The organism is Haloferax sp. Atlit-12N, assembly GCF_003383095.1.
Lineage (GTDB): Archaea > Halobacteriota > Halobacteria > Halobacteriales > Haloferacaceae > Haloferax.
The window spans coordinates 1-26,249 of sequence record NZ_PSYW01000001.1 but is presented as its reverse complement, the minus strand read 5'-3'; the positions used below and the strand labels follow the sequence as shown (position 1 = coordinate 26,249).

The following is a 26,249-nucleotide window of genomic DNA, read 5'->3' as shown; positions in this document are numbered from 1 at the left end:
GGAGAGTTGAATCGTCGGCGACCGAGTCAGGGAAACACCGCGTCCACGTCGATGCCGAGGCCCGGACTCTCGGGGACGCGCATCCGGCCCTCGCGCACGGGTGCCGGGTCGGCCGCGAGGTCGGCGTCGAGAAGCGACGCGGTCGCCAGTCCGTGCGCCCGGTCGCCGGGGAGCGACGCCGCGACGTGGAGCGCGCCGAGTCGGGCGACGACGGCGTCGATGGTGGTCGTGACGACGACCGCCACATCGGCGTCGCGGGCGCGAGTCGCGAGGTCGCGGACGCGGTCCGGGCCGCCGAGCGCCATCGGTTTGCAGACGAGCACGTCCGCCGCGTTCGAGGCGAGCGCCCGCCCCGGCGGGACCGCAGCCAGCGACTCGTCGAGCGCGATGGGCGTGTCGTGGAGTCGCCGGAGCACGGCGTGGCCGTCGAGTTCGTCGGCCGGAAGCGGCTGTTCGAGGTAGTCGAGGTCGAGTCCAAGTTCCTCGACGGTGTGCAGAAATCGGTCCGCGGTCCAGCGGTCCCACGCGGCGTTCGCGTCGGCCCGGAGCGACACGCCGGGACCGACCGCCTCGCGGACCGCCCGCAGGCGCGCCACGTCGTCGGTCGGGTCCCGTGCGCCGACCTTCAGTTTGAGACAGTCGTACCCCGATTTGACGGCGGTCTCGGCGGCCTCGACGGTCGCCTCTGGGTCGTCGTCGCCGAGGGTCGAATTCACCGGAAGCGAGGTGTGCGAGTCGGTGGCTAGGGACGCGGCGAGCGGCCGGTCGGCGGCGCGAGCGCGGGCGTCGGCGACGGCGAGCGAGACGGCGTGTCTCGCGGCGGGCGCGTCCGCAAGCGTCCCGTCTTTGAGCGCGGATTCGGGGTCGGAATCACCGGTGGCGTCGTCTTCGGCGAGGCCGCCGAGCACGTCGCGACAGTCGGCGAGTGACTCGGTCCAGCCCGGAAGCGGGGTCGCCTCGCCGACACCGGTTTCGCCTGCGACATCGACCGCGACGAGGAATCCCTCGCGACGCTCGATGTCACCCTTGGCTGTCGAAAGCGGCGTTCGGAGGTCGACGGCGAACTCGCGGAGTCGCATCGTCACGCGAGGACGAGGCCGACCGAGAAGAGGACGGCGTAGAGCGCGAGGAGTTTGCCCGTGTCTTCGAGCGCGGGGTTGAGCTTCTCGCCTTTCGTCTCGGTCACGACGGTCCGCGCGATGCGGGCCGCGACGGGCATCGAGAACATGGGGAGAAGGACGAACCAGTCGAAGCCGGCGCGAGTCCAGAGGTAGGCGGGGACGACGTAGGCGAGCGCGAGCATGGCGACGTACTCGGCGCGGGCGAAGCCGTAGCCGAACCGGACCGCGAGCGTCCGCTTGCCCGTGGTCGCGTCTTCCTCCTTGTCGCGGACGTTGTTCACGACGAGGATGTTCGTAGAGATGGCCGCGATGGGGAGGCTGGCGAGGACGGCGACGACCGTGACGGTCCCGTCCGGAATCCCGACGGTGAGGGGGGCGGCGAGGACGCTCGCGGCCTGCACGTAGAAGGTGCCGACGACGGCGACGAGGCCGAAGAAGACGAAGACGAACAGGTCGCCGAGGCCGTGGTAGCCGAGGGGGTACGGACCGCCGGTGTAGGCGATGCCCGAGGCGACAGAGAGCAGGCCGATGACGAGGATGGGCACGCCGCCGACGTAGACGAGATACGTGCCGAGGAGGATGGCGGCGGCGAAGGTGAGGTACATCGCTCGCTTGACCTCGGCCGGGGGGATGAGTCCGCCCGCGGTGACGCGGGTGAAGCCCTCGCGGGCCTCGGTGTCCGCGCCCTGCACCGCGTCGTAGTAGTCGTTGGCGAAGTTGGTCCCGACCTGGATGAGGAGCGCGCCCACGAGCGCCGCGAGCGCGGGGAGCGGGGCGAACAGGTCGGCGTGGACGGCGACCGCGGTGCCGACGACGACCGGCGCGGCGGCCGCCGGAAGCGTCTGCGGCCGCGACGCCATCACCCACGCCCGACTGCGAGAGATGTCCTGCGTGCTCATTGTCTGCATACGAGTGCCGAAGCAGTGAGTAAGTTCCTATCCGAAAGCGCGCGACGCCGAGGCGGTGCGTGGGAGAACACGGTGGCCAGGCGCGCGCGTCGGTCCTGACGAGACAGTCACGCCCCAGCGTCAGCGACGACGTGGTCATCGCCGTCGGCCGACGGGGGTGGGCGTCTCTCGCTATTCGGCGTCGGAAGCGGAATCGGAGGCGGGACCGGAATCGGCGTCGAGACCGAGATGGTCGGCGAGTCGTTCGTGACCCCGCTCGGCCCGAGTTTCGACCGTCTCCTCGGAGACGTACATCTCGCGTTGGCGCTCCACGTCGGCCTCGCGGAGTTCGTGGAGTCGCTCCTCGGAGAGGTCGCAGTCGTCGGGGACCCGGCTGTCGAACCGCTCGCGCCAGTTGTCGCGGGCGGCCTCCTCGTCGGCGAGCTCGGACTCGGGGCGTATCCAGTCCCAGTGGCGCGCGAGGTCCTCGGGATACCCCTGTTCGAGACGGTGGTCGGTGATGACCGACCGCCCGACTCGCGCGCCCTGTCCGGCCGACATGATGGCTTGCACGTTGACCTCGCTCACCGGCGCGGCGACGTACAGCCCGTCGATGGCTGTTCGGCCCTCGATGTCGGCGTAGTCGCGGTCGAACTTCGTCCGTGTCTCGCCGTCGTACTCGTAGGTGACGAACATCTCGTCGTCGCCGAGCGGTTCGAGGAAGTCGCCGCCGTAGCGGGCGGCCGCGACGACCCGCCTCGCGGTGACGGTCTCGCCGCTCTGTGTCGTGACCGCGAAGCCGGGGCCGGCGGCGGTCGCGGTCGCAGCCGCGTCGTCGCCGGCGGGTTCGACCGCCTCGACGAGGTCCGAAACGAGGTCACAGCCGGCCTCCTCGACGTGGTCGTGGATGAGTCCGTAGAACGCCTCGATGTCGATGCCGCCGGGAAAGCCGAGGTAGTTCTCCAGATAGGCACAGCGCTGGAGCGACGACCGGCCGCGGTCGAAGACCACGGTGTCGAGGCCGTACCGGCCGGTGAAGACGCCCGCCGAGCAGCCCGTCGGCCCGCCGCCGACGATGGCCACGTCGTAGTCGAACGCCGCGGCCTCCGGGCCTGTCGCCGTCTCCGTCGTCGTGTTCGCCTCCTCGGAGTTCCCGGCGTCTGCCATCTCAGAACTCCCCGTTGACGATGTCCGCGACGCGCTGGCGGTCGAACAGTTCGGCGTCGTCCGTCACGTCGCCGAACACGTCGGGGTACATCTGCTTCGCGGCGCGCTCGGTCAGGAACAGGTTGTGAATCGGCCCCTGGAACAGGTAGCCGCCGCGGTAGACCCGGCCGTTCTGGACGGCCGCCAGTTCGCCGCCGACGGGGTGGTCTTCCATGTACGCGAGGACGGTGTCGCGGAACTCCTCGGGCGTCTTGCGCTCGTGGCCGCGAACGAGAATCACGTCGGGGTCGATTTCGAGGAGGTTCTCGTAGTCGAGTTCGCCGCGGTTGGTCGTGCTGAGGTTCTCGATGTCGGTCCCCGAGAGCGCGTCGGTGACACCGAGGTCGTTCCACTGCTTTTTGCTCGTGCCCTTGTCGTTGAGGCGGTACGGCGAGAACGTCTCGGGCTCGGTCGTCCCCTCGTAGGTGAGAAAGACGTTCGGGCGCTCGTCCGCCGGCGGCAGTTCCGCCTGTATCTCCGCGATGAACTCGTCGTGGAGCGCCTCGAACGCCTCGTAGCGGTCCTCGCGCTGGAACACCTGCGCGACCTTCTCGAACGCCTCGTAGAGCGTGTAGTAGCGGTAGTCGTGCCAGCCGTCCGAGCGGCGGAAAACGAGGTTGCCGACGAACGGGGCGACGTTCTCCGCGATTTCGTCCACGTCGGCTTGGTCCCAGTCGAACCAGTTGATGAGCATGTTCGGGTCGTAGAGGTGGACGTCGTTGTCGAGTTCGTAGAACTCCTCTTTCGTCCTGACCTCGGGGTACGCCTCGACCTGCTCGCGGTCGACGCTCACGCCGGGGAGTTCGTCGTAGACGTAGGTGTAGTACCGCCCCGCGCCGCCGACACCGGTCAACCCGTCGCCGACGCCGAGCGCGACCGCCATGTCGGCGTAGCCGCCGTCGTAGGCGGCCCACGACTCGGGGACCGAGTCGAACGTGACCTCCCCCATCGGCTCCATCGTCACCGAGTACGAAGTGTCGGCCTCGGTGGTCTGGGTCGCGGTCGCCGTTTCGGTCGCTTCCTCGGTCGTCGTCTCGGGCGCAGCGGTCGTCTCGTCGCTCCCCGACGAGTCCGACGTACAGCCGGCCAGCATCCCGGCCCCGAGAGCCGTGCCGCCGTACCGAATGTAGTTGCGTCGCGTGAGTCCCTCCTGCCCGGTGGATTTCTCGTCCATGGAATTTAGGCTAACCTAAATGCATAAGAGCGTTCCTATTTTTCGGCGTGCCTAAACCTTGACAGTCCAACGAGTTCCGGCCCGGTACCGGGGCTGTGGCGCGACAGCGTCGGCCCCGTCAGGGACTCAGTAGTGCCACGGATAGTCGCGGAACCGCGGTTCGCGCTTTTCGAGGAAGGCGTCGCGGCCCTCCTGTGCCTCCTCGGTCATGTAGGCGAGTCGGGTCGCCTCGCCGGCGAACACCTGCTGGCCGATCATGCCGTCGTCGGTCATGTTGAAGGCGTACTTGAGCATGCGCATGGCCGTCGGCGACTTCTTCGTCATCTCGTCGGCCCACTCCAGCGCCACGTCTTCGAGGTCCTCGTGGGGAATCGCCTCGTTCGCCATCCCCATGTCCACGGCCTCCTCGGCGGAGTAGGTCTTCCCCATGAAGAACACTTCGCGGGCCTTCTTCTGGCCGACCTGTTTGGCGAGGTACGCGGAGCCGAAGCCGCCGTCGAAGGAGGCCACGTCGGGGTCGGTCTGGAGGAACTTCGCGTGCTCGTCGGACGCGAGCGTCATGTCGCAGACGACGTGCAGGGAGTGACCGCCGCCGACGGCCCACCCCGGCACGACGGCGACGACGGGTTTGGGCATGAAGCGGATGAGCCGCTGGACTTCGAGGATGTGCAGGCGACCGGCCTTCGCCTCGCGGACGAGCGGGTCGTCGGAGGCGTCGGCCTCGTCGTCGTCGCGGTACTCGTAGCCGGAGCCGCCGCGGACCGACTGGTCGCCGCCGGAGCAGAACGCCCAGCCGCCGTCCTTCTCGGAGGGGCCGTTGCCAGTCAGGAGGACGCACCCCACGTTCGCGCGCTTTCTGGCGTCGTCGAGCGCGGCGTAGAGTTCGTCCACGGTTCCCGGTCGGAAGGCGTTTCGGACCTCGGGGCGGTCGAACGCGATGCGGACCGCCGGCACGTCGACGGCGCGGTGGTAGGTGATGTCGTCGAACTCGTCGGACCCCGGGACGGGCTCCCAGCGGTCGGGGTCGAAAATCTCCGAGACCATACCGAGAGGCGGCGCGGGCGGCGCAAAAAGATTCGCTTGCGGCCGCGGTTCGGAAGACAGGCCGCCACCTGACCGCTCCCCCGGCCCGGAACTATTTGTCAGTGCGCAAACGACTCTCGCGTATGTCGGCCGCGACCAGCCTCCTCGTCAGGTTCGTCCACGTCGTCGGGATGGCGCTCGTCTTCGGCGGCGCGGCGTTCGCGTGGGCCACGCTCAGAACCGGCGAGTCCGGAGGCGCGGACGCCGACGGCTCGACCGCCTCTCTCGGCGACTCGACCCCGCTCGCGACCACCTACGAGTGGGTCTTCTGGGCGGCGATGGGTGCGATGGTCGTCACCGGCGTCGGCAACCTCGGCGCGCTCGGCCCGCCCGGACCGTCCGGGCGCTGGGGGACGCTCCTGACCGCGAAACTCCTCGCGGTGACCGCGTTCGTCCTCGGGTCGTTCGTCCGCACGCTCATCGTGCTCCGGCTCCGACGAGACCACCCGGTGGGTGCCGGGCGCTCGCTCCTCGCGAAGAGCTACGGCGCGACCGCCGGCGCGCTCCTCGTCCTCGTCGCGCTCGCGGAGGTGTTGGCCCATGGCTGAGGCCGCCGCCGGCCGCTTCGAGGCGTGGGTCGTCTCGTCGTTCAACCTCGTCGCCCTGAGCCTCGTCGGGCTCCTCGCGGCGCACGCGAGCGGCGCGCTCGAAGGCGAACTCGCCGGCTTCGGGACGCTTCCGGGCGTTGCCGTTTTCGCCTATCTGTGGCTCCTCACCGCGGTTGCAACTCGGTGGGCACTGGCGGACGGCGGGCTGGCAGACCTACGAACCGGACTCCACGGACTGTGGCGACTCGTCCTCCGCGGGTTCGCGGCGGGCGCGCTCATCGGGGGCGCGTTTCTCCTCGGGGTGCTCCTCGTCGGCGCGATTCTGAACGGCGCGACACTCGTGTCGCTGGCGTTCATCGCGCTCATCGGCGTCGCGGCCGCGAGCGTCGTCGGGGGCGTCATCGGTGGCCTGTCGGTCGTCCTCGACGCCGGCTGTTACTGGGCGGCCGGTCGGCTCGTCGGGCGGTGGACGGAGTCGGACACCTCGGGGCGAGCCCCCGACGTGGAGTCAGTGGGTAAGTGAGTGAGTCAGCCAGTTAGTCAGTCAGCCAGTCAGCCCCGAATCGGGCCGCGCGGACTCGTCAGCCACGACGCCAAGCCGACGAGTACCGCGCCCGCGATGCCGACGAGAAAGGCGGTCGCCCCGGCAAACGACCCGTACGCGACGAGTCCGGTCCCGACGAAGGCGGTGGCGAGCGACCGGCGGCGACCCATCGACTCGGGGTAGCCGACGGCCTTGAACCGCGCGAGCCCCCACGCGACCACGGCGACGAGCGGCGCGAGGCCGAGGCCCATGAGGGGGCGCTGAACGACGAACCAGAAGACTGGAAAGGCGACCACGACTGCAACGAGCGCGAGTGTTCCGCGGCGGCCGAGCGCCGAGGGATAGCCGCGCTCGGCGAGGTCCGAGAGAAGTACCACGCCGAAGACGACGGTGCCACCGGCGAAGACCCCGGCGAGCGGTTCGCGTGTGACGACGGCCGCGTAGGCGAACACGAGGACGCCGAGGAACCCGGCGACGGCGTAGACGCTGCCGCGGTACTGGCGGAAGAGCGTGGAGGACATGTCGCCACGATTCGGAGCGCGGGAGAAAAGTCAGTCGGTCGACTGGTTCGGTCAGTCAGTCAATCGGTCAATCGGACAGACGCTCGACGGCGCGCTCGGCGATGCGCTCGCGCACCCGGTGCGAGGACTCGGCGTCGGTGCGGACCTCGATGACATCGGTGCCGTCGGTGGCGACCGACTCGGCGTAGGCGTCACGGAAGTCGTCCGGGTCGACCGACGCGAACGAGAGGTCGTAGAGGTCCTCGGTGGCTTCGAAGTCGAGGCCGTGGGGCGTCTTGAACTGGTCCGTGAAGGGCGGTTCGTACTCCTCGATGGGGAGCATGTGGAAGATGCCGCCGCCGTCGTTGTTGACGAGGACGATGGTCGCGTCCACGCCGAGGCGACCGAGCGCGAGCAGACCGTTCATGTCGTGGTAGTACGCGAGGTCGCCGGTCAGGAGCGTCAGGTGGTCGGTCGCCGCGGAGCCGGCTCCGAGCGCCGAGGAGACGACGCCGTCGATGCCGGACGCGCCGCGGTTACCGAGGACTGTCCGGGACTTCGTCGAGGGGCGCGCGAAGCGGTCGAGGTCGCGGACGGGCATGGAGTTCGAGACGAACAGCGTCGACGGCTCGGGCGCGAGGTCGGCCACGTCGGCCGCGAGTCGGCCCTCGAACGTGTCAGTCTCGTCGTCGACGAGCCCCCAGTAGGCCTCTTCCGCGTCGGTCCACAGCGCGTTCCACGACTCGTCCGGGCGGTTGCGGATGAGTTGCGAGAGCCGCCACGCGAGCACCGACGGCTCGGCCTCCACGAGGTCGGTCGCGCCGAACTCGGCCTCGCGCCAGCGGCCCGTCGGGTCGACGAGGAACTGTCTGGCGTCGGTGCGCGCGAGATACTTTCGGAGCGCCTTCGAGGTCGGCGACGCGCCGATGCGGACGACGACCTCCGGGTCGGGCCAGTCGGCGGTGACGCGCTCGTCGAGGTAGGCGTCGTAGCCGCCGAGAACGGTCGTCGTTCGGGTGTGACCGCCGAATCGGAGCCCCGAAAGCGGGTCGGCGACGACGGGGAAGCCGGTCGCGTGGGCGAACGCGGCGACGGCCTCGGCGTTGAATCCCGGCGTGTCGGCGGGACCGGCGACGATGAGTCCACGGTCGACCGCGAGGTCGTCGGCCAGCTTTCGGAGGTGGTCCTCGGAGAGTTCCGGCGCGCCCGCGGTCGTCTTGACGTAGGGGCGGCTCCCGCTCCGGCCGTCGAGCGCCTCGGGGTCGAGGTCGGCTGGCACGTCGCCCTCGACGTACGTCGGTTCGAGCGGCTTCCTGAAGGGGAAGTTGAGGTGGACAGGGCCGGCGTCAACGCCGGTCGCCTCGGAGACGGCGCGGGCGGCGGTCGTCCGGAGGCTCCGGAGTTTCCTGTCTGTGGCCTCCGGTTCGGGCATGTCCTTGTACCAACGGACGGCGTCGCCGTAGAGCTTCTCCTGGTCGACGGTCTGGTTGGCCCCGCTGTCGCGGAGTTCCGGCGGGCGGTCGGCCGTGAGGACGAGCATCGGCACGCGGGCCTGCGACGCCTCGATGACCGCGGGGTGGAAGTTGGCCGCGGCGGTGCCCGAGGTGCAGACGATGGGCGTCACCTCGCCCGTGCGCCGGGCGCGGCCGAGCGCGAAGTAGGCCGCCGAGCGCTCGTCGAGGTGCGAGAACGTCTCGATGTCGTCGTGGCGGTCGAACGCCTCCGTGAGGGGCGTCGAGCGACTACCGGGTGCGATGCACACCGCGTCGATACCGGTGCGTGCCAGTTCATCGGAGAAGGTCCGTGCCCAGAGGGCGTTTCGGTTCGGTGCTGTCATCTCGTCTATGTCGTCAAGTCGGATTGAATCGAATCAAGATCTGTCGTCGGCTCCGGTGCCGGTCGTCGGTCCCGAACTCAGTCGTCGCGTTCGAGTTCGTCGAGGACGGGGCGGTACTTCAGTTGCACCTCGTCCCACTCGGCGTCGGGGTCCGAGTCGGCGACGAGGCCGACGCCCGCAAAGAGCGTCGCCAGCGTCTCCTCGACGATTGCCGAGCGAAGCGCGACCGCGAAACTGCCGTCGCCGTCGGCGTCGAACCAGCCGACGGGCGCGGCGTACCAGCCGCGGTCGAACGGCTCGGTGTCGCGAATCACGTCGAGGGCGGCCTCGGGCGGGAGGCCGCCGACCGCGGGCGTCGGGTGAAGCGCGTCCACGAGCGAGAGGACGTGCTCGTCGCGTTCGAGCGTCGCGTCGATGGGCGTCCAGAGGTGCTGGACGGTCGCGAGCTTCCGGATCCCGCGGTCGCCGACGCGAATGTCGGCCGACAGGGGCGCGAGCTGTTCCCGAATCGTCTCCGCGACGAGTTCGTGTTCGTGGTTGTCCTTCTCGCTTCCGAGCAGTTCGTTCGCCAGCCACTCGTCTTCGTCGTCGGTGTCGCCGCGGCCGGTCGTTCCGGCGAGCGCGCCGGTCTCGACCTCGCGGCCGCGGAGCGAGACGAGCCGCTCGGGCGTCGCGCCGAGGAAACTCGCCCCGCCGTTCGGCTCGACGAGGAAGCGGTGGCAGTCGGGGTACGTCCGGCCGAGGCGGGCGAGCAGGTCGGGCGCGGCGGCGGGGCGGTCGAGTTCGACTTCGAGCGCCTGCGCGAGGACGACCTTCTGGAGGTCGCCGGCGCGGATGCGAGAGACCGCGGCATCGACGCTCTCGTGCCACGCCTCCACCGAGGTCGTTCGGTGACGGTCCGCGACACCCGGCGGTCCCTCGGAGGGTTCGTCGTCGAGCGATTCGAGCGTCTCGCGGACCTCGTCGAGCCGGTCGCCGACGACCTCCGGGTCGGCGTCAGCGCCGACGGCGGTGACCGTGAGCCACGCGTCGTCGCCGTCGAAGGCGACTTGCACCTCGGGGACGACGAAGCGCGCGGCCGGGAAGTCGGCCCACGGGTCGCGGCCGGTCGCCTCCTCGTGGAAGGCGAGGCCGCCGAAGAATCGCGGGCGGGCGGCGTCGGGGGCGTCAACGTCCGCGCCGTCGAACAGCGCCGTGGCCGACTCGCGGATGCGCGCGAGTCGCTCAGGGCCGTCTGCCTCGACGGCCACGGCGACGCCGCCGCCGACGACTGTCGGCTCGTCGGGGGCGGTCCACAGCGCCCGCGGGCGACGCATCGTCGCGAGCGACGCCGAGACGGGCGGCGCAGACAGTCGAACCGACCTGCTGACGAGATGGTCCCCCACCTCGTCTGTCCGCAACGGTTCCATCGACCGTGGGTCAGGACCGGGGACGCTTGAAACTCTCCCTTCTGTTCCGCCCGCCGCCCCGGAGGGAGACAGTGGGACGCGCACATCTGTCCACCGAACGACAACGCTGGGGGCTCGGACGCGAAGCGACCGCCGAAAACGCTGAAAAATCAGCTCAGCTGTACCGCTCTTCGTTCCACGGGTTCGCCCACCTTTTTCCGTGGTTCGCTACGCTCACCACGCAAAAATCTGGACCAAAAACTTAGGTTAGCTGTACCGCTCTTCGTTCCACGGGTTCGCCGTGTTCGAGTACCCGCGTTTCTCCCAGTAGCCGCGTTCGGGTTCGGTGAGGAACTCGACGCCCGAGACCCACTTCGCGCCCTTGTAGGCGTACTTGTGCGGGGTGACGACCCGAAGGGGGCCGCCGTGGTCGGCGGGCAGGTCCTCGCCGTCGTAGCCCCAGACGAACATGACCTCGTCGCGCATGCACTGGTCGAGGGGCAGGTTCGTCGTGTAGCCGTCCATCGCGTGGAACATCACGTGGACCGCGTCGTCGTCGACGCCGACCGCGTCGGCGAGCGTCGGGAACGTGACGCCCTCGAACTCGCAGTCGAACTTGCTCCAGCCGGTGACGCAGTGGAAGTCCTGTACCTGCGTCTCGGAGGGGAAGTCGCGGAACTCGTCGAACGAGAGGTCGAGTTCGGTCTCGACCGCGCCCCACGCCTCGAACGACCACGTCTCGGAGTCCCACGAGGGCGTGCCGCTCTTGGAGAGCACGGGGAACCGCTGGGTCTCGCGTTGGCCCGGCGGGAGTCGGTCGTCGCCGAACTCCTCGTAGAGGTGGGTCACGTCGTTGGCCATGGTCGAATCTTCGGCCCGACGCACCTATCACTAACGACTCCGGACACCCGTCGGCGACCGGGCCGACGACCGCACTAACCGAACGTAAGGGGAGATTCGAGTTCGCCCGGACGACCTTCGGAAAACCCGATTATTCCCCCGGTAGAGTTATATACGGCCCTTCCAAAGCGACGGACGTTCAGATGCCCAAAGTAGAGATTACCGTGCCGGAACACCTGGAGATGCAGATCGTCCAACTCGTCGAACAGGGCGAGTTCGTCAACCGCGACGAGGCCATCGAGGACCTGCTGTCGACCGGTATCCGCGCGTACAAGACCAGCGGTCCGATGTCCGACGAGGACCGCGCGTACGAAGACGACGGGATGATGGGTCACGAAGACGAGTACGTCTTCTGAGCCGAGTGACAGTATCCCCCAATAACGCTTAAACCGCCCTCGCGCCTAACCAACGCTCATGCACAAGGACGAACTGCTGGAGCTGCACGAACAGATGGTTATCATCAAGGACCACTTCTCGGCCCGCGATCACGTCGATTCGAGCCTGTTCGACCCCTACGACGAGCTTGCGGTCGAGCCCTCCCACGTCCACAAATCGAAAAGCGAGCACAAACACGCCGTGTTCGTGCTCGGAAACGCCCTCGCGACCGCGATGAGCGACGACGAGTTCTCCAGCGCGGGCCGCGTCGGCAAGCGCATGGAGGAACTGGCCGACGACGCCGAAGGAAAAATCTGAGCGGCCATCCGCCGCAGCGCGCCCCGCGACCGACCGCCCGACGCTGAGTCGTCGTCCGCCGTCGGGTTCGTGTCGCACGCTAGCTCTTCTCAAGCAGTTCTCCGCGGGTTTCTTTATCACCCGTTCGCACGACACAGGTAGCTAATGCTAGAGATACCGGGCTGGATACCGTTCCAGCGGCTCGCCGCGCTCCTCGCGCTCCTCGCCGCGGCCGTCGCGCTCGCCGTCGTCGACAGACCGAGTCGGCTCTCGGCGGCGCTCCGGCGGCGCTTCCTGTTCGGCCTCCCGCTCGGAACGCTCGTCAGCGCCGGCGGCGTCCTCCTCGTCTACCTCGTGGTTCAGGACGGCTGGTCGTCGTGGTACCGGCCCATCGTCATCCCGTTCCGGGCGTGGTCGTACTTCTACCCGACCGGGATGCTGACCGCCGCGTTCGCCCACTCCAGCGCCGGCCACCTCGTCGGCAACCTCGTCGGCACGCTCACGCTCGCGCCGGTCGCGGAGTACGCGTGGGGACACTACCCAACGCGCCGCGGGTCCACGTCGTTCGGGTCGGCCCGCGAGAACCCCTACGTCCGGTCGCTCGTCGTCTTCCCCGCGGTCGTCGTCGGCGTGGGGCTTCTGACCTCCGTCTTCGCGCTCGGCCCGGTCGTCGGCTTCTCCGGCGTCGTGTTCGCGTTCGCCGGCTTCGCGCTCGTCTTCCGGCCGCTGACGACCATCTTGGCGTTCGTCTCGGGGCGCGTCGTCAGCCTGTTTTACAACGCGATGCTCTCGCCCGAAGTCGTCTCGTCGGCCCGTCCCGTCTTCTCGACGCCGTGGTGGTCCCAAATCGCCATTCAGGGTCACGCAATCGGCTTCCTGTTCGGCGTCCTCCTCGGCGTGTGGCTCAGCCACCGCCGCGAGGGGTCGAACCCGCCCGCCCTCCGGAGCTTCGCCGGCGTCCTCCTGTTTTCCGTGAGCGAGTCGCTGTGGGCGGTGTACTGGTACCGCGGCGGCGAGACCTACGTGCTGTTTCGCGCCGTCGGCTTCGCGCTCGTCGTCGCGCTCGCGACCATCGTCGCACTGACGGTCGCGGCCTCAGACAGGCCGCTCCGCGAGTACGCGCCCGACAACTCGCTGTTTTCGGCCCGCCGCTGGCAGGCCGGCCTCGCCGTTCTCCTCGTCGTCGTCGCGGCCCTGTCGGGGCCGGCGATGCTGTACAACACGTTCACCGCGAGCGGCGACGACCTGCCGGGCGAGAGCGTCTCGGTCAGGGACTACGACGTGACCTACGCCGAGGACGTGCCGAACGGGCTGACCGCCGTCTTCGACATCGAACTGTTCGGCGAGTCGACGACGACCAACACCTCCGGGGTCATCGTCAGAAGCGAGCGGCGCGGCATCTGGACCACCGCCGTCTCCACGAGTCGGCTAGCGTTCGACGGCGAGTCGACGGTCAGGCTCGGCGGCCTCGGCTGGCGCGACCGGGTGACGGCGGTCCGCGACGGCTACGTCGTTATGGGCGCGGGAACCGCCTACCGGGTGTTCCTCGTCGCCGACGGCGAGGCGCGACTGACCTACGAGACCGGCCCGGTCCGGGCCGAACCGGTCGTCTCCCGCCGGAACATCTCCGTCGTGCCGACCGCGACGGGCTACGACATCCAAGTGTCGTCGGACAGCGGGACCGTCAGGGGGCCGATGCCGACGAAGAACGCGAGCACGACGCTCGACGGCATTCGGTTCGTCCGCGAGAAGTCGTTCGTCTTCGCCGAGTCGCGGGGGACGAAAGTCCGCATCGCGCGACAAGAGACGTACAATTAGGGCGCGGTCGGCGGACGATTCGTGCGGTGTCTACGGACGGTTCGAGCGGTGATGGGCCGGCGGTGCGACCGCCGCCGCCTCACCACTCGATGCGGAACACTTCGGCGTCGAGCTGTCGGCGGTCCTCGTCGTGGAAGTCGAACTGGCGGTCGAGGTCGAACGTCGCCCGGAACGCGTCCGTGAGGTCGCCGCCGGCGTCGGCGACGAACGACTCGACGAACTCCTTGCTTCCCTCGTTGTGGACCGAGTAGGACACGTCGGCGACCGACGCGACCGATTCGAGGAATGCGCGGTCGGCGTGTTCGTTGCCCCGCTGCGCGCCGAACGGCGGGTTCATGAGCACCGTGACCTGCCGGTCGTCGGGGAGACAGAGCGGCAGGCGGGTCGCGTCGGCGCGAATCCAGTCGATGGGTGCGCTCGCGCCGACCCGGCGGGCGTTGTCCGTCGCGGTTTCGAGCGCGTCGTCGTCGAGTTCGACGCCGACGACGCGGGCGGGCGAGCGGAGCGCCGCGCCGAGTCCGAGCATGCCGGTTCCGGAGCCCAAATCGAGGACCGTCGCGTCCTCGATGTCGCCGCGGAGGTCCGCGAGGTGGACGAGGTGCGCGGCGAGGTCCGGCGGCGTCGGGTACTGTTCGAGCGAGACCTTCGGGTTCTCGAAGCCGGCGACCACCGCCAACTGCGCCTCCAGCGCGGCCTTGGTTGCCATCAGCCGTCGATGGAACCTCGAAGCTCAAAAGCGACACCCTCGCGCCGGGCGCGTTCGCCGAGCGCCGCGAGCGCCGACTTGGCGTCGTCGGGGCGACAGCACTCCGCGACGTCGACGGCGACGCGCCCGACGCCGAGGAACGCGGCGGCGCGGACGTACTCGCGGAGGCGGTCGGACTCCGACTGCACCGCGAGCGGGTCGTCCTCGCAGAAGCGGGCTTCCACGGTGAGTTCGGCGGGGAGGTAGCCCTCCTCGGCGAGTTCGGTCTTCAGGTCGCGGAGGTGCGCGGGAGCAGTCGACTCCAGCCCCGACGCGTCGAGGACGACGGGCGTCAGGTCGGCGGGACGGCCAGCGACGAGTGCGGCTTCGGCGGACGAGGATTCGAGCGTGCTCATGTTGCACACACATTTCCTTTGGTTATGTATATATCTTTGTAAATGCCTAGTGGTAATTTCTGTGCGTGGAATCCGCTGATAGCACGGGGGTTCGCCGTTCCGCCGTGACAGCCTAGGGGCTGATAGCCATGGTAACCGTACTGCCGACGGGGGCACACGCTCCACCCCCATTCCCCCTGACCGCGCGGGCGGTCCACTCGGACGCCGAGGTTCATTCCGACGCTAATTTCGCTACTCGTACGTGTACGAGAGTACCTCAGTCCCCGCGGCGTCGCGAATCGTGACCGTGTCGCCGCCGTTGTTCCACACCGCGCCGCCGCGACCCCAGTAGACGTCCTCGTCGGTGTCGGTTCCCGACCCCGTGTGGAGCGTCAGCGACGCGCCGGGGTCGAGTTCGGTCCCCTCGGCGAACGTGTAGGTCGCGCCCGCCGCGTCGGAGACGGTCCACCCCGAGAGGTCGATGGCGGCGTCGCCGTCGTTCCGGAGCGTGACGTACTCCTCGTTCAGGTTGTCGTTGTCGTTGCCGGGCGCGTCGGCGACGACCGAGACCGAGAGGCCGTCGTCGGTGGTCGCGTCCGGGCCGCCCGCGGCCGACCCCTCGGTCGCGCAGGACCAGAGGCCGACCCCGCGCTCTCTGGCGTCGCGTTCGGCGCGCTCGTAGCGCTCGCGCTCCTCGAACGAACTCTCGTAGACCCGGGCGTGGCCCTCGGCGATGAGGTCGTGGTTGAACTCCGCGCCGTCGACGACGACGTACGCGAGGAGCCGGCCGTAGTAGCCGCGCTCCCCGGCCTTCTCGTCGTAGCGGAGTTCGACGGTTCGGTCGGCGAGTCGTGACTTCGCGTAGGCGCTCGCGTTCTCGCCGGCCGCGCGGAGGCAGGTCCGGCCGGCCTCGGTCTCGGGGACGCCCTCGAACTCGTCGGGCGTGTTCTCGGCGTGGACTTCCGGGGTGTCGACGCCGAGAAGCCGAACCGTCTCGCGCGCGCCGTCCGGCATGACGACCTTGATGGTGTCGCCGTCGACCACCTCGACCACCTCGACTGTCACGTCGCCTTCGGCGGCCGCGGTCGTCGGCGACTCCGACTGCGCCGTCGGCGATGCCGTCTCCGTCGCGGTCGATTCGACTGTCGTCGGCGCGCCCGCGCCACCCCCGCCGAGACAGCCCGCGAGGACCGCGAGAACGACGACAACGAGTGTCGTGGTAGCACGTCTGACCATTCGATTCACCGTTAGTCAGGGAACTGTATAAGTAGGTGCATCCCAGTCGCCCGAATCCGGAGTCTCCGAATCGCCAGACAGCGGCCTGTATCATATTTCTGTTACAAAGGTTTAAATTCACGCTCCACCAGAAACCTTTTAATGGAACGTCCGAGCCGGCAGCGTCAGCGAGAGGAGGAGGCAACGGCACAAGAGGACGAGCAAGTCAACTGTCCGGAGTGCGGCTCTGACCAGATCGTCACGGACGCAGACCAGGGGGAACTGGTGTGTGACGACTGTGGTCTCGTCCTCGATGAGCGACAAATCGACCGCGGCCCGGAGTGGCGGGCGTTCAACCACTCCGAGCGGCAGTCGAAGTCGCGCGTGGGTGCGCCCATCACGGAGACGATGCACGACCGGGGGCTGACGACGACCATCGACTGGAAGGACAAAGACGCCTACGGTCGCTCGCTTTCGTCCGAGAAACGCTCGCAGATGCACCGCCTGCGCAAGTGGCAAGAGCGCATCCGGACGAAGGACGCCGGCGAGCGCAACCTCCAGTTCGCGCTCAGCGAAATCGACCGCATGGCGTCGGCGCTCGGCGTCCCGCGGTCGGTTCGGGAAGTCGCGTCCGTCATCTATCGCCGCGCGCTCAACGAGGACCTGATTCGTGGCCGCTCCATCGAAGGCGTCGCCACATCCGCGCTGTACGCCGCCTGCCGTCAGGAAGGCATCCCGCGCTCGCTCGACGAGGTCGCGGAAGTGTCGCGCGTCCCGCAGAAGGAAATCGGTCGTACGTACCGCTACATCTCGCAGGAACTCGGTCTCGAACTCAAGCCCGTCGACCCCAAGCAGTTCGTCCCGCGGTTCGCCTCCGCGCTCGACCTCTCCGAAGAGGTACAGGCGAAGGCGACCGAAATCATCGACGTGTCCGCCGAGCAGGGCCTGCTGTCGGGCAAGTCGCCGACCGGCTTCGCCGCCGCCGCAATCTACGCCGCGTCGCTTCTCTGCAACGAGAAGAAGACCCAGCGCGAGGTCGCGGACGTGGCGCAGGTGACGGAGGTCACCATCCGGAACCGCTACCAAGAACAGATCGAAGCGATGGGCTTCCGCTGAGCGTCGGCCCGTCGACCAGACCCGCGACCCGGCTCACCGTCACCGACTGACGTCCGTCGACGAGGCTCAGTTTCAGTTTTTCACGAACACCACGACCGACCGTCCCCAGAGGCCGGTGTCGTACTGGTGTGCGACGTAACCGTCGAGGAGCGGCGCGACCGTCCCGCGCTTGTCGGCGGGCGCGATGACCACCGGCGGCACCGACGACCGGGATTCGAGCGCCTCAGGCGTCGCCGCCGACGTCGAGTCGGCGCCGATTCGCTCGACGTACCACGCCATCGGGAGCTGTTCGCCCCACGCGTCGGGGACCGGCGGGTAGTCGGCCGCGCCGTCGGCGATGTACATCGAGCTCCCGTAGTAGAGCACCTCCGGCCCCTCGTCGTCGGTCGGCCCGACCCACGCGGAGAGGTTGTCGCGGAACGACGAGAACTCGCTGGACGGCTGGGCGAAGTGCGCGAGTTCGGTGTTGCGGTCGCTCGGACCGTACACCTCGGTCGTCGCCACCGCACCGGTCTGGGCGACGAGCGCGAGCAGAACGATGACCGCGGCCGCGACGCGGGGCACGTCCCGCGAGTCGAACGCGCTGCGGCCCCAGCGGACGAGCGCCGCGAGACCGATACCCGCCGGGAGCGCGAGCGGGACGACGACGTAGACGCCGAGCCACGGCGCGGACACCTCGGTCAACATGGGGACGAACACCAGCGACGCGCCGGCCCAGTAGACCGCCGCCGACACCTCCGGACGCGGCCCGCCGGCCGTGTAGCGGTCGACGAGGAAGACCGCCGCACCGAGGAGGACGACCGGAAGCGCCGCGAGCGCGAGCGCGCCGAGGAGGTCGCCGAAGTACGGGAGATACTCGTGGGTCCCCTCCGGGTAGCGGTCGACGACGCGGACGCCGACGAAGCGGCGAACCGAGCCGAACAGCGCCGCGTCGATTGCGCCGAGAACCGTCCCCGGCGTGTAGAGGCCCGCGCCGTCGGTGTCGCCCGCCCGCGGGGCGAACGCGAAGACGTAGAGCGCGACGAAGACGAGGAGCGCGCGGGCCGCCGGCGTCGCCGCGCCGCGGAGTCGGGCGGCGTACTCGCCGAGGCGCATCGCGGCCGGGCGCGCCGACGTGAGGAGCGCCGCGTGGTCGAACACCAGGAGGCCGGCGACGGCGAGACAGACGAGCGCGACGACGCCGAGGCCCGAGGAGGCGACGGCGAGCGCGACGGCCGCGGCGAGTCCGTAGGCGTTGCGCCGCCCCGCGCCGTCGACGAGGCGGAGCGCGAACCCGAAGGCGACGAGCGCGAAGCCGACCGCGAGGACGTCGCCGCGGGCGAACCGGCCGTAGTAGACGAGAATCGGGTTCGCCGCGAGGACGGCCGCGAACCCGACGGTTTCGTCGGCGGCGAGGCGGCCGCGGAAGAGGAGCGCCGCGAGCGGGAGGGCCGCGCCGAACAGCGCGAACGGGAGGCGGAGCGCGAAGTCGGTCGCGCCGAACAGCGCGAGCGACGGCCGCGAAAGGTGGTAGACGAGCGGGCCGCCGGCGACGGGACGATACGAGAAGAAGCCGGTTTCGAGCGACCGGAGGCTCCAGTAGCCGACGCGGGCCTCATCCCAGTGAAGCGGCCGGTCGCCGAGGCCGGCGAGGCGGACGACGAGTGCCGCGGCGGCGAGCGCGACGACGGCGAGCGTCGTTCGGTCGGGCCGCCGCCCGACGCGGGAGGGAATCATGGGATGACGTGGCGCGCCGGACGGCAGAAAGGTTACGACTTGGAAGGCCGGCGGCCCGCCCCTTCGAAAGCGTCATCCCCACCGACCGGTAGCAGTCGGATATGTCGCTCATCGAGTCGCTACCCGCTCGCCCCCTCGAACCGCAGGAGTTGACGTCTTTGAACCGCGCCGACGCGTTCGAACTGGTCGTCGCCGTCGAGGACGACGGTCCCGCCCGAAGCCTGCTTTTCGCCACCGAGGCGTGGGTCAAGGGCGTCGCCTACGAGGACGACGCCGGCTGGTCGGTCGTCGAGACGGTCGAACTCGACGACGAGACCGAGCGAATCGACGGACTGCAGGCCTGCGAGGAGGCCGTCCTGTCGTTCCAAGACGACGGGAATGAGGAGTAGTATTAACCGCGTTCCGAACTAAGTATAATTCGTCATGTACAGCGAAATCCTCGTCCCGACCGACGGCAGCAAGGCCGCCGAACGCGCTATCGACCACGCGCTCGACCTCGCGAAGACCTACGACGCGCGGATTCACGCGCTGTACGTCGTCGACACCAGCATCTACACCTCGCTCGACGCCGGCGCGGACGTGGTCATCGACGCCCTCGAACGGGAGGGCGACGCCGCGACCCGACACGTCAGCAAGGCCGCCGAGGAAGCCGGCATCGAGGTACAGGCGGAGGTCGTTACCGGGACCGCCTACCGCTCCATCCGGGAGTACATCGACGACCACGCGATAGACCTCGTCGTCATGGGCACGCATGGTCGCACGGGGCTGAGCCACTATCTTCTCGGAAGCGTCACCGAGCGCGTCGTCCGCACCTCGCCGGTCCCGGTGCTCACCATCCGACTGGACGACGAAGAAGACGAGACGGACGCCGCGAACGAAGAGACGGACGCCGCGAACGAAGAGACGGACGCGGACGCCGAAACCGAGGAGTAGTCCGAACGCGGGCGCGAGGCGAGCGTTCGCCGCACCGTCCGTTCATCTCGGCCGGCGCGGTCGGCGACGGGGGCCGCGGCTTTGATAAACAGTTTTGGTGCGGTCGCTCATAGGCCGCGGTATGACCGAGTACACCGTCGAGTTCGTCGGCACGGGCGAGACCATCACCGTCTCCGACAAGCAGACTATCCTCAAGGCCTGCATCGAGGAGGGCATCGCACAGGAGTACTCCTGCCGCGTCGGGATGTGCCTCGCTTGCTCCGCCGAGATTCTCGAAGGCGACGTCACCCAGCCCGCCGCTCGCGGGCTGACTGAAGAGGAGGCCGAGCGCTTCGCGCTCACCTGCATGGCCCGCCCGCAGAGCGACCTCAAACTCGACCGCGGCGTCTACCCCCCGAGCATCGAGGGCGACGCCGCGGCCGCCGGCACCGCCGCAGACGACGACTGACGACGGGTACTCTCCGGGGGCGGCCCTGCGGCCGCCGACCCACGTTCTCAGTTCCGCATCGCGCCGCTGAGCCGACGCGCCGGCCCGGCACACGCGCTCGGCCCGCGGACCGCGTCTCACGCCTCGCTCGTCGCCGCGCAGTTGTTCGGCCCCAACTCGACCTCGAACGCCTCTTCGTCCGACAGCGAGTCGCGCCCGAGGTTCGTCTCGATGATGCGCTCGTAGTTGGCCGGCCGCGGCGGCATGTCGGAACAGACGAACGAGACGAACGCCGCCTCGTCCATCGAGAGCGCCCCGAGTCGGTCCCGGAGCGTCCCGAGTTCCGCGACGTACGCGCCGGTTTCGTCCGGGACCGTCCGCGGGCCGTAGTGGGTGGGCGCGACCAGCGTGTCGTCGGCGAACTCCCCGTAGCGTTCCGTGAGCGTCGCGTGAAGCCGCCTCGCGGCGGCGGGCGCGCCCTCGTCGCCGTCTTCGAGGTCCGGGCGAGCGACGCTCTCTAAAAAGAGGCTGTCGCTCGCAAAGAGCAGGTCGCCGAGGCGGAACGCAGTCATCTCGGTCGTGTGCCCCGGCGCGTGGACGGCGACGAGTTCCGCGTCGCCGATGCCGATGGTCTCGCCGTCAGCGACGAGTCGCGCGTCGAAGTCGAGGCCGCGGTCGGTCGCGCCTGCCGGGAAGACGGCGGTCGCCTCGGTTCGCTCCGCGACCGCGCTGACGCCGCTGATGTGGTCGGCGTGGACGTGGGTGTCGACGGCGGCGACGACTTCCGCACCGCGCTCGCGGGCGTCTTCGACGTATCGGTCCGCGAACGCCCGAAGCGGGTCGACGACGACCGCCTCGTCGCCGGCGACGACCAGATAGGCGAGACAGCCGCTGGAGGGGCGGTCGTACTGGAGGACCGTCGCGTCCGCGTTCGAGTCCCCGTCCGCGATTCTGACCGGGAGTTCGCGGGCGCGGTAGACGCGCGCCCAGCCGTCCATGCCGGTTTCGAGATTCTCCGCGGGGACGCCGGCTTCGGAGAGCAGGTCGGCGACGTGGGCGCTCGACCGGCCCTCCGCGCAGACGACGACCACGGGCGAGGGGGCATCTCGGAACTCGGCCGCGAGTTCGTCGACCGTCCCGCGAACCTCGGCCTGCGTGAAACGAATCGCCGGAATCTGCGTCGCGGTCACGCCCGCGCCGTCGACGCGCCACGCCTCGAACTCGTCGCGGTTGCGCACGTCGAGCACCGTCGTGGGGTCGCCGCGGGCGAGTCGGGCCGCCAGTTCCTCGGGAGTCATACGCACACGATACGCGCGCCGGGCGGAAGAACGCTACGCGGACCGAAGAAAGAGCAGTGGCCCGCGCTACTCGGTCGTTCCGCCGTCGTTGCTCAGGCGGTTCGAGAGCGGTTGGTCGAAGCCGGACTCGTCGAGGACGCCGGCTGGTGGGCCGTCGACACCACCGGTTGTCGGGGTGTCGGAGCCCGTTCCGAGTGGCGTGCCCGCCCCGCCAGCGACGCCCGTCTCGCCACCACCGAGACGTTCGGCGGCGTGACGAATCGAGAGCACCTGTTCGGTCTGCGAGCGGTTGGCGTCGGCGATGTCGCCGATTTGGTCCGACACGGTGGTCGCGCGGGCGGTCGCGTCGTCGACCATGCGGGCGATTTGCTCGGCGCTCTCGGCTTGGTCGTCGGTCGCCGAGGCGACTTCGCCGACGCCGACGGTAGCCTGTTCGACCGCCGCCGAGATGTCCGAGAGGCTCCCCATCACGTCCTCGCCGCGGTCGATGCCGTCGTAGAGTCGGCCGGTCGTCTGCGAGAGGCTCTCGATGGTCTCCTTCGCCTCGGTCTGGATTTGGTCAACCGTGCCCTCGACCTCGGCGGCGCGGGCCTGCGACTCCTCCGCGAGGTTCTTGACCTCGCTGGCGACGACGGCGAACCCCTCGCCCGCGTCGCCGGCGCGGGCGGCCTCGATGGAGGCGTTGAGCGCGAGCAGGTTCGTCTGCTCCGCGATGTCGTTGATGGCGTCGAGCACCTCGTCTATCTCCGCGATTTGGTCGTGCAGTTGCTGGACGTCCTCGGAGGCGGTCTCCGCGGCCTCGCTCACGTCGCGCATCACGTCGATAGCCTCGTCGGCGGCGTCCTCCCCCTCGGCGGCGCGCATGGCGGCGTCGGCGCTGGTCCGCTCGACCTCCTCCGCGGTCGCCGCGATTTCCTCGACGGTCGCGCTCATGTCCGACACCTCGGCGGCGACCGTCGCCATGTCGTCGGCCTGCGCCTGCGCCGTGGTCTCGATGTCGTCGGTCCGCTCGGTGACTTCCTCGGAGGTCCGCAGGAGCGACTCGACCGGCTCGCTCACGTCGGCTTCGACCTCGTTTGCGAGGGCGCGCCGACGCTCGGCGGCCTCCCGCGCGGCCCGGCTGTACGAGTGGATGTACGTCTCCATCGCCACCTGCTGGTCAAGGGATAGGAGCTTCAACACGGGGAGGATGCGCGCGACGACCTCGTCGACGGCGTCTTCGACCCGGTCGTCGCCACCGCGGAGACCGCTGGAGACGCCGGCCGCGCCACCGAGTAGTCCCGAAAGGAGGCCGTCAGCGTCGGCGTCGTCGTCAGCACCGACATCGGCGTCGTTCCCGGCCGTGTCGCCGCCGATGAACTCCGCTTTCACCTCGTCCGCAACGGCACCCAGAATGCCCTCGTAGTAGACCGAGTACGCCCCGAGGTAGAACTTCGGCCCGAGGTCTATCATATCGTGTAATTTCCCGATTCGAGCCCGCTTCGCGAAGTAGTCCTCACCGTACTCGCCGCGGCCGAGTTCGCGGAGGTACGCCGCCTGGTCGGCCTGCAGCATCTCCATATTCTTCGTCGAGCGACCGAAGAACTTCGTCGTCGCGTGCTCGCCGAGGTGGTCGTAGAACTCCGCCGCGAACTCGTCCGCAAACTCGTCCAAGAGCGGTTCGAGGTCGTGCAGGCGACGTTCGTCTCCCTCCGAGAGACGAACGAACGATTTCCGTCGGTCGATTTCCGCCGCGTCGATATCCAACTGCGAGAGCAGCGCGTCTCCATCGACGCCCGCTCGCGCGCTCGCGTCGACTTGCCCCGAGGAGTCTGTCATATACCGTTCTCAACAGACACCAGTATTTCAACCCTCTCCGCTCGATATCACGAATGATACCGGAACGGATTGCCATGAGAACCCCACAGTCGTGGACCGGACCGAATGTTCAGGTGACTGGCGGACCGATGAACGGTATGGACGCCGATTCCTTCCGCGAGTCAGTCGAGACGGCGAAGCGAACGCAACTCGACCGACTCGGCTCGTCGAAGCTCCTGTTGGCGCTGACCGATGCGGACCTCTCCGAGCCGGCGGTGCTCCGCGCCGCCGCGTACTCCGAGCACGCGGCCCGTGGGACGTTCGAGGCGTGGGCCGACGACGAGTCCGACGAGGAAGCGAGCGCCGCCTTCGAGGCCACCGCGACCCAAGAGGCCGAACACCTCGACCGCGTCCTCGACGCGCTCGGCGAGGAGGTCGACCTCCCGGATGAACCCGGCGTGATGCACGCGTATCTCCGCGGGCGCGAGGACGCTATCGAGCGGGCCGCCGCCGGGATGGTCGGCCGCGGCCTCGTCTCGATTCGGACCCACACGCAGGTCATCAGCTTCTTCGTCAACGAGGCGGACGAGCCCCGCGCCGACCTCTTTCGCGACCTGAAAGCCGAGACAGAGGAGACGCTTGCGACCGGTCTCGACCTCTTGGCCGAGCGCTGCGAGAGCGACGAGGACTGGGAGCGCGCCCGGATGGTCGCCGAGTACGTCGTCCAACTGGCGTACGACGACTACGCCGACGGCCTCGCCGAACTCGGCGTCGACCCGAAGCCACTCTGCTGAGTCGAGTCGAGGACGCCCGGAACCGCCCCGCGTCGTCGACCCAACCTATTCGTGTCCCCGAGTGGTAGCCGGAGGTATGACTTCCGAGGTTCGCGGGCGCGTCGAAGCGCTGTACACCGCGCCGTCGAAGGGGGAGCCGATGGTCTCCCACGAGACCGTCGCGGTCGCGGCGGGCGGCATCGAGGGCGACCGCTACGCCGACGGCGACGGCTTCTACTCGGCGACCGACGGCTGTCAGGTAACGCTCGTCGACGCCGCGGTGCTGGACGACGCGGCGCGCGAGTACGATCTCGACCTCGCTGACGGCCAACACCGCCGGAACGTCGTCGTCCGCGGCGTCGACCTCGACGCCCTGCTCGACGCGACGTTCGAACTCGGCGGAGCGGAACTCCGCGGGACGAAGCTCAGGCCGCCCTGCGCGTACCTCGCGGACCTCGTCGGCGACGACGACGTGGGCGATGCCCTCCGCGAGTCTCGCGGGGGTATCTGCGCGGACGTGCTCGCTCCCGGCCGGGTCGCGGTCGGTGACGATCTCCGCGTGACCGAGGCGAACCCGCGCGAACTGGGCCGCCAGATAGCCCAGCGACTCGGCGGTGTGCGAGTCGCGGACGACGACGAAGCCGCGACGAGCCACGAGGAACGCGGAGACGACCACGAATGACTGGTGACGACGATACCGACGCCGTGGGCGCGACGGCCTCGACACCGGTGGAACGCGCGAAGGCCGCACTCGCGTCGCTCCGGAACGAAGGCGACACCTCGGCGTCGGACGCAGACTCGCCCGTGAGCGCGACCTCGACGGTCGCCGTCGCTCCCGGCCGAGTGAACCTCGTCGGTGGCCACACGGACTACAACGACGGCCTCTGCCTCCCGATGGCCGTGGACCGCCACGTCGCGGTCGCGGCCCGCCCGAGAAGCGACGACCGACTCCGCGTCCGCGCCGCCGACTTCGACGAGACGGCCGAGCTCGCCCCCGGCGACGACCCTGACGGCTGGGCGGCCTACGTCGCCGCGGTCGCTCGCGTCCTCCGCGAGGACCTCCCGATCGGCGGCGCGGACCTCGCCATCACCTCGGACGTGCCCACGGGCGCGGGGCTCTCCTCGTCGGCCGCGCTCGAACTTTCTGTCGGCCGTGCGCTCCTCGCGGTCTCCGGGCGCGACCTCCCCACCGCCGACCTCGCACTGGCGTGCTGGCGGGCCGAACGCGAGGGCGTCGGCGTCGAGTGCGGCATCCTCGACCAGTTCTCCGCGGCGCTGTGCGAAGCCGACTCGGCGCTCTTTCTCGACTGCCGGAGCCGCGAGTTCGAGCCGGTTCCACTCGGCGACGGTGTCGGCGTCCTCGTCATCGACACCGGCGTCTCCCACGAACTGACCGAGTCGGGCTACAACGACCGCGTCCGCGAGTGCGCGGCGGCGCTCGATTCCCTCCGTGAGGTCGCCGACCGCGACCTCGACTCCCTGCGCGACGTGGACCGCGACCTCCTCGACGCCCACGCCGGCTCGCTGGACCCGATGCACCGCCGCCGGATTCGACATGTCGTGACCGAAAACGAGCGCGTCCGTCGCGCCCGCGACGCGCTCGCCGCGGGCCACCTCGACCGCGTCGGCGACGCGATGCTCGCGGCGCACGAGAGCCTGCGCGACGACTACGAGGTGAGCTGTTCGGAACTCGACGCGGCGGTCGAACTCGCCGCCGAGACGCCCGGCGTCTACGGCGCGCGGATGACCGGCGGCGGCTTCGGCGGGAGCGCGGTTGCGCTGGTCGATGACGACGCACTCGACCGGGCGACGCGTGAGATTCGAGACGCAGCCCCCGAGCGCGTCGGCCCCGACGCCGACGTGTTCGCCTGTCGCCCCTCCGCCGGCGTTCGGCTGGTCGGCGAGGAGTAAGCGCGAGCCGACGGCTCCGCGTGGAGTCTCGGAAAAATCGGAACGCGGGTCCGTGAGTTTGACTTTGGCTTACGCCTCGTCGAACAGCGCAGCACTCCGTGCTGCTGGCTCGACGAGTCGTTTCACTCCTCGTCGAATACTGTCGAGCGAAGCTCGACTGATTCGACTTCGGCTTACGCCTCGTCGAACAGCGTCTCGCCGTCGACCATGTGCTCTTCGACGGTGTCCATGTCCAGCGTCACGCCGAGGCCCGGCTTCTCCGGAATCTCGATGTAACCGTCCTCGATGACCGTCTCCTCTACGAG

27 protein-coding genes and 1 pseudogene are annotated in these 26,249 nt (G+C 69.3%); 12 read left to right on the top strand and 16 right to left on the bottom strand.

Annotated elements, in window-relative coordinates; translation table 11 throughout:
- Window positions 1–26: 26 nt before the first annotated feature.
- The 5 genes from C5B90_RS00140 to C5B90_RS00120 all read right to left on the bottom strand — a co-directional run bounded on the left by C5B90_RS00140 (window position 27) and on the right by C5B90_RS00120 (window position 5,432).
- Window positions 27–1,079 (bottom strand): mandelate racemase/muconate lactonizing enzyme family protein, encoded by a 1,053-nt coding sequence (locus C5B90_RS00140; RefSeq protein ID WP_199517419.1) that lies wholly within the window; start codon window positions 1,077–1,079, stop codon window positions 27–29.
- Window positions 1,080–1,081: 2 nt separating this feature from the next.
- The gene (locus C5B90_RS00135; RefSeq protein WP_115878106.1) at window positions 1,082–2,020 is read right to left on the bottom strand and encodes a 1,4-dihydroxy-2-naphthoate polyprenyltransferase; all 939 of its coding nucleotides are present in this window, start codon (window positions 2,018–2,020) and stop codon (window positions 1,082–1,084) included.
- Window positions 2,021–2,200: 180 nt separating this feature from the next.
- A complete protein-coding gene (locus C5B90_RS00130; protein ID WP_115878104.1) occupies window positions 2,201–3,175 on the bottom strand; it encodes an NAD(P)/FAD-dependent oxidoreductase in 975 nt (324 codons plus the stop codon).
- Between the two features lies 1 nt (window position 3,176).
- The gene (locus tag C5B90_RS00125; protein ID WP_115878102.1) at window positions 3,177–4,388 is read right to left on the bottom strand and encodes an ABC transporter substrate-binding protein; all 1,212 of its coding nucleotides are present in this window, start codon (window positions 4,386–4,388) and stop codon (window positions 3,177–3,179) included.
- 126 nt (window positions 4,389–4,514) lie between these two features.
- Window positions 4,515–5,432, bottom strand: coding sequence for a 1,4-dihydroxy-2-naphthoyl-CoA synthase (locus C5B90_RS00120; protein WP_115878100.1), 918 nt, complete (start codon window positions 5,430–5,432; stop codon window positions 4,515–4,517).
- Between the two features lie 122 nt (window positions 5,433–5,554).
- On the opposite strand from C5B90_RS00120, the gene C5B90_RS00115 reads away from it, so the two are divergent.
- Both C5B90_RS00115 and C5B90_RS00110 read left to right on the top strand, forming a co-directional pair.
- On the top strand, window positions 5,555–6,019 hold the full coding sequence (locus tag C5B90_RS00115) for a CopD family protein (protein WP_115878098.1): 465 nt from the start codon (window positions 5,555–5,557) through the stop codon (window positions 6,017–6,019).
- Window positions 6,012–6,542 (top strand): hypothetical protein, encoded by a 531-nt coding sequence (locus C5B90_RS00110; RefSeq protein WP_115878096.1) that lies wholly within the window; start codon window positions 6,012–6,014, stop codon window positions 6,540–6,542. The genes C5B90_RS00115 and C5B90_RS00110 overlap by 8 nt, the downstream gene beginning before the upstream one ends.
- 29 nt (window positions 6,543–6,571) lie before the next feature.
- Here C5B90_RS00110 and C5B90_RS00105 read toward each other — a convergent pair whose 3' ends face one another.
- The 4 genes from C5B90_RS00105 to C5B90_RS00090 form a co-directional block, all read right to left on the bottom strand.
- Complete coding sequence (locus C5B90_RS00105; protein WP_115878094.1) at window positions 6,572–7,084, bottom strand: hypothetical protein; 513 nt, start codon at window positions 7,082–7,084, stop codon at window positions 6,572–6,574.
- Between the two features lie 67 nt (window positions 7,085–7,151).
- Window positions 7,152–8,900 carry a 2-succinyl-5-enolpyruvyl-6-hydroxy-3-cyclohexene-1-carboxylic-acid synthase gene (gene menD / locus C5B90_RS00100; protein ID WP_115878092.1) on the bottom strand — a complete coding sequence of 583 codons (1,749 nt, stop codon included), beginning with the start codon at window positions 8,898–8,900 and terminating at the stop codon, window positions 7,152–7,154.
- Between the two features lie 77 nt (window positions 8,901–8,977).
- Entirely contained in the window at window positions 8,978–10,309 is a 1,332-nt protein-coding gene (locus C5B90_RS00095; protein WP_115878090.1) for an isochorismate synthase MenF, read from the bottom strand.
- Between the two features lie 246 nt (window positions 10,310–10,555).
- Complete coding sequence (locus tag C5B90_RS00090; RefSeq protein WP_115878088.1) at window positions 10,556–11,149, bottom strand: sulfite oxidase-like oxidoreductase; 594 nt, start codon at window positions 11,147–11,149, stop codon at window positions 10,556–10,558.
- 182 nt (window positions 11,150–11,331) lie between these two features.
- Between C5B90_RS00090 and C5B90_RS00085 the strand changes: the two genes are divergently transcribed.
- From C5B90_RS00085 to C5B90_RS00075, 3 genes are all read left to right on the top strand, one after another.
- On the top strand, window positions 11,332–11,544 hold the full coding sequence (locus C5B90_RS00085; protein ID WP_004043463.1) for a ribbon-helix-helix domain-containing protein: 213 nt from the start codon (window positions 11,332–11,334) through the stop codon (window positions 11,542–11,544).
- A 58-nt stretch (window positions 11,545–11,602) separates the two neighbouring features.
- Window positions 11,603–11,881 carry a UPF0058 family protein gene (locus C5B90_RS00080; protein WP_004977032.1) on the top strand — a complete coding sequence of 93 codons (279 nt, stop codon included), beginning with the start codon at window positions 11,603–11,605 and terminating at the stop codon, window positions 11,879–11,881.
- A 144-nt stretch (window positions 11,882–12,025) separates the two neighbouring features.
- A complete protein-coding gene (locus C5B90_RS00075; RefSeq protein WP_115878086.1) occupies window positions 12,026–13,678 on the top strand; it encodes a rhomboid family intramembrane serine protease in 1,653 nt (550 codons plus the stop codon).
- 79 nt (window positions 13,679–13,757) lie between these two features.
- Here the strand turns inward: C5B90_RS00075 and C5B90_RS00070 are convergent, their stop codons facing one another.
- The 3 genes from C5B90_RS00070 to C5B90_RS00060 all read right to left on the bottom strand — a co-directional run bounded on the left by C5B90_RS00070 (window position 13,758) and on the right by C5B90_RS00060 (window position 15,994).
- Entirely contained in the window at window positions 13,758–14,384 is a 627-nt protein-coding gene (locus C5B90_RS00070; RefSeq protein WP_058567510.1) for an METTL5 family protein, read from the bottom strand.
- Window positions 14,384–14,779, bottom strand: coding sequence for a hypothetical protein (locus C5B90_RS00065; RefSeq protein WP_115878084.1), 396 nt, complete (start codon window positions 14,777–14,779; stop codon window positions 14,384–14,386). Before C5B90_RS00065 ends, C5B90_RS00070 begins: the two co-directional genes overlap by 1 nt.
- A 231-nt stretch (window positions 14,780–15,010) precedes the next feature.
- Window positions 15,011–15,994 (bottom strand): lamin tail domain-containing protein, encoded by a 984-nt coding sequence (locus tag C5B90_RS00060; RefSeq protein WP_115878083.1) that lies wholly within the window; start codon window positions 15,992–15,994, stop codon window positions 15,011–15,013.
- 141 nt (window positions 15,995–16,135) lie between these two features.
- Between C5B90_RS00060 and C5B90_RS00055 the strand changes: the two genes are divergently transcribed.
- Window positions 16,136–17,089 (top strand): transcription initiation factor IIB family protein, encoded by a 954-nt coding sequence (locus C5B90_RS00055; RefSeq protein ID WP_004043457.1) that lies wholly within the window; start codon window positions 16,136–16,138, stop codon window positions 17,087–17,089.
- Window positions 17,090–17,161: 72 nt separating this feature from the next.
- On the opposite strand, the gene C5B90_RS00050 is transcribed toward C5B90_RS00055, so the two are convergent.
- Window positions 17,162–18,805, bottom strand: a complete 1,644-nt coding sequence (locus C5B90_RS00050) for a flippase activity-associated protein Agl23 (RefSeq protein ID WP_115878081.1) — start codon at window positions 18,803–18,805, stop codon at window positions 17,162–17,164.
- 101 nt (window positions 18,806–18,906) lie between these two features.
- Between C5B90_RS00050 and C5B90_RS00045 the strand changes: the two genes are divergently transcribed.
- The 3 genes from C5B90_RS00045 (at window position 18,907) to C5B90_RS00035 (ending at window position 20,186) form a co-directional block, all read left to right on the top strand.
- Window positions 18,907–19,194: a hypothetical protein gene (locus C5B90_RS00045; RefSeq protein WP_115878079.1), complete on the top strand. Its 288-nt coding sequence runs from the start codon at window positions 18,907–18,909 to the stop codon at window positions 19,192–19,194.
- Between the two features lie 34 nt (window positions 19,195–19,228).
- Window positions 19,229–19,738 (top strand): universal stress protein, encoded by a 510-nt coding sequence (locus C5B90_RS00040; RefSeq protein WP_115878078.1) that lies wholly within the window; start codon window positions 19,229–19,231, stop codon window positions 19,736–19,738.
- Between the two features lie 121 nt (window positions 19,739–19,859).
- Entirely contained in the window at window positions 19,860–20,186 is a 327-nt protein-coding gene (locus tag C5B90_RS00035; RefSeq protein ID WP_089777904.1) for a 2Fe-2S iron-sulfur cluster-binding protein, read from the top strand.
- Between the two features lie 116 nt (window positions 20,187–20,302).
- On the opposite strand, the gene C5B90_RS00030 is transcribed toward C5B90_RS00035, so the two are convergent.
- Entirely contained in the window at window positions 20,303–21,463 is a 1,161-nt protein-coding gene (locus C5B90_RS00030) for an MBL fold metallo-hydrolase (protein WP_115878076.1), read from the bottom strand.
- Between the two features lie 66 nt (window positions 21,464–21,529).
- Window positions 21,530–23,281, bottom strand: a complete 1,752-nt coding sequence (locus C5B90_RS00025) for a globin-coupled sensor protein (RefSeq protein WP_115878074.1) — start codon at window positions 23,279–23,281, stop codon at window positions 21,530–21,532.
- A gap of 137 nt (window positions 23,282–23,418) precedes the next feature.
- Here C5B90_RS00025 and C5B90_RS00020 point away from each other — a divergent pair, with 137 nt between their 5' ends.
- From C5B90_RS00020 to galK, 3 genes are all read left to right on the top strand, one after another.
- Entirely contained in the window at window positions 23,419–24,054 is a 636-nt protein-coding gene (locus tag C5B90_RS00020; protein WP_115880495.1) for a rubrerythrin family protein, read from the top strand.
- 76 nt (window positions 24,055–24,130) lie between these two features.
- A complete protein-coding gene (locus C5B90_RS00015) occupies window positions 24,131–24,715 on the top strand; it encodes an MOSC domain-containing protein (protein WP_115878072.1) in 585 nt (194 codons plus the stop codon).
- Entirely contained in the window at window positions 24,712–25,944 is a 1,233-nt protein-coding gene (gene galK / locus C5B90_RS00010) for a galactokinase (protein WP_115878070.1), read from the top strand. The genes C5B90_RS00015 and galK overlap by 4 nt, the downstream gene beginning before the upstream one ends.
- A 173-nt stretch (window positions 25,945–26,117) precedes the next feature.
- On the opposite strand, the pseudogene C5B90_RS00005 reads toward galK, so the two are convergent.
- Window positions 26,118–26,249, bottom strand: a pseudogene (locus tag C5B90_RS00005) (mandelate racemase/muconate lactonizing enzyme family protein); the annotation flags it as partial.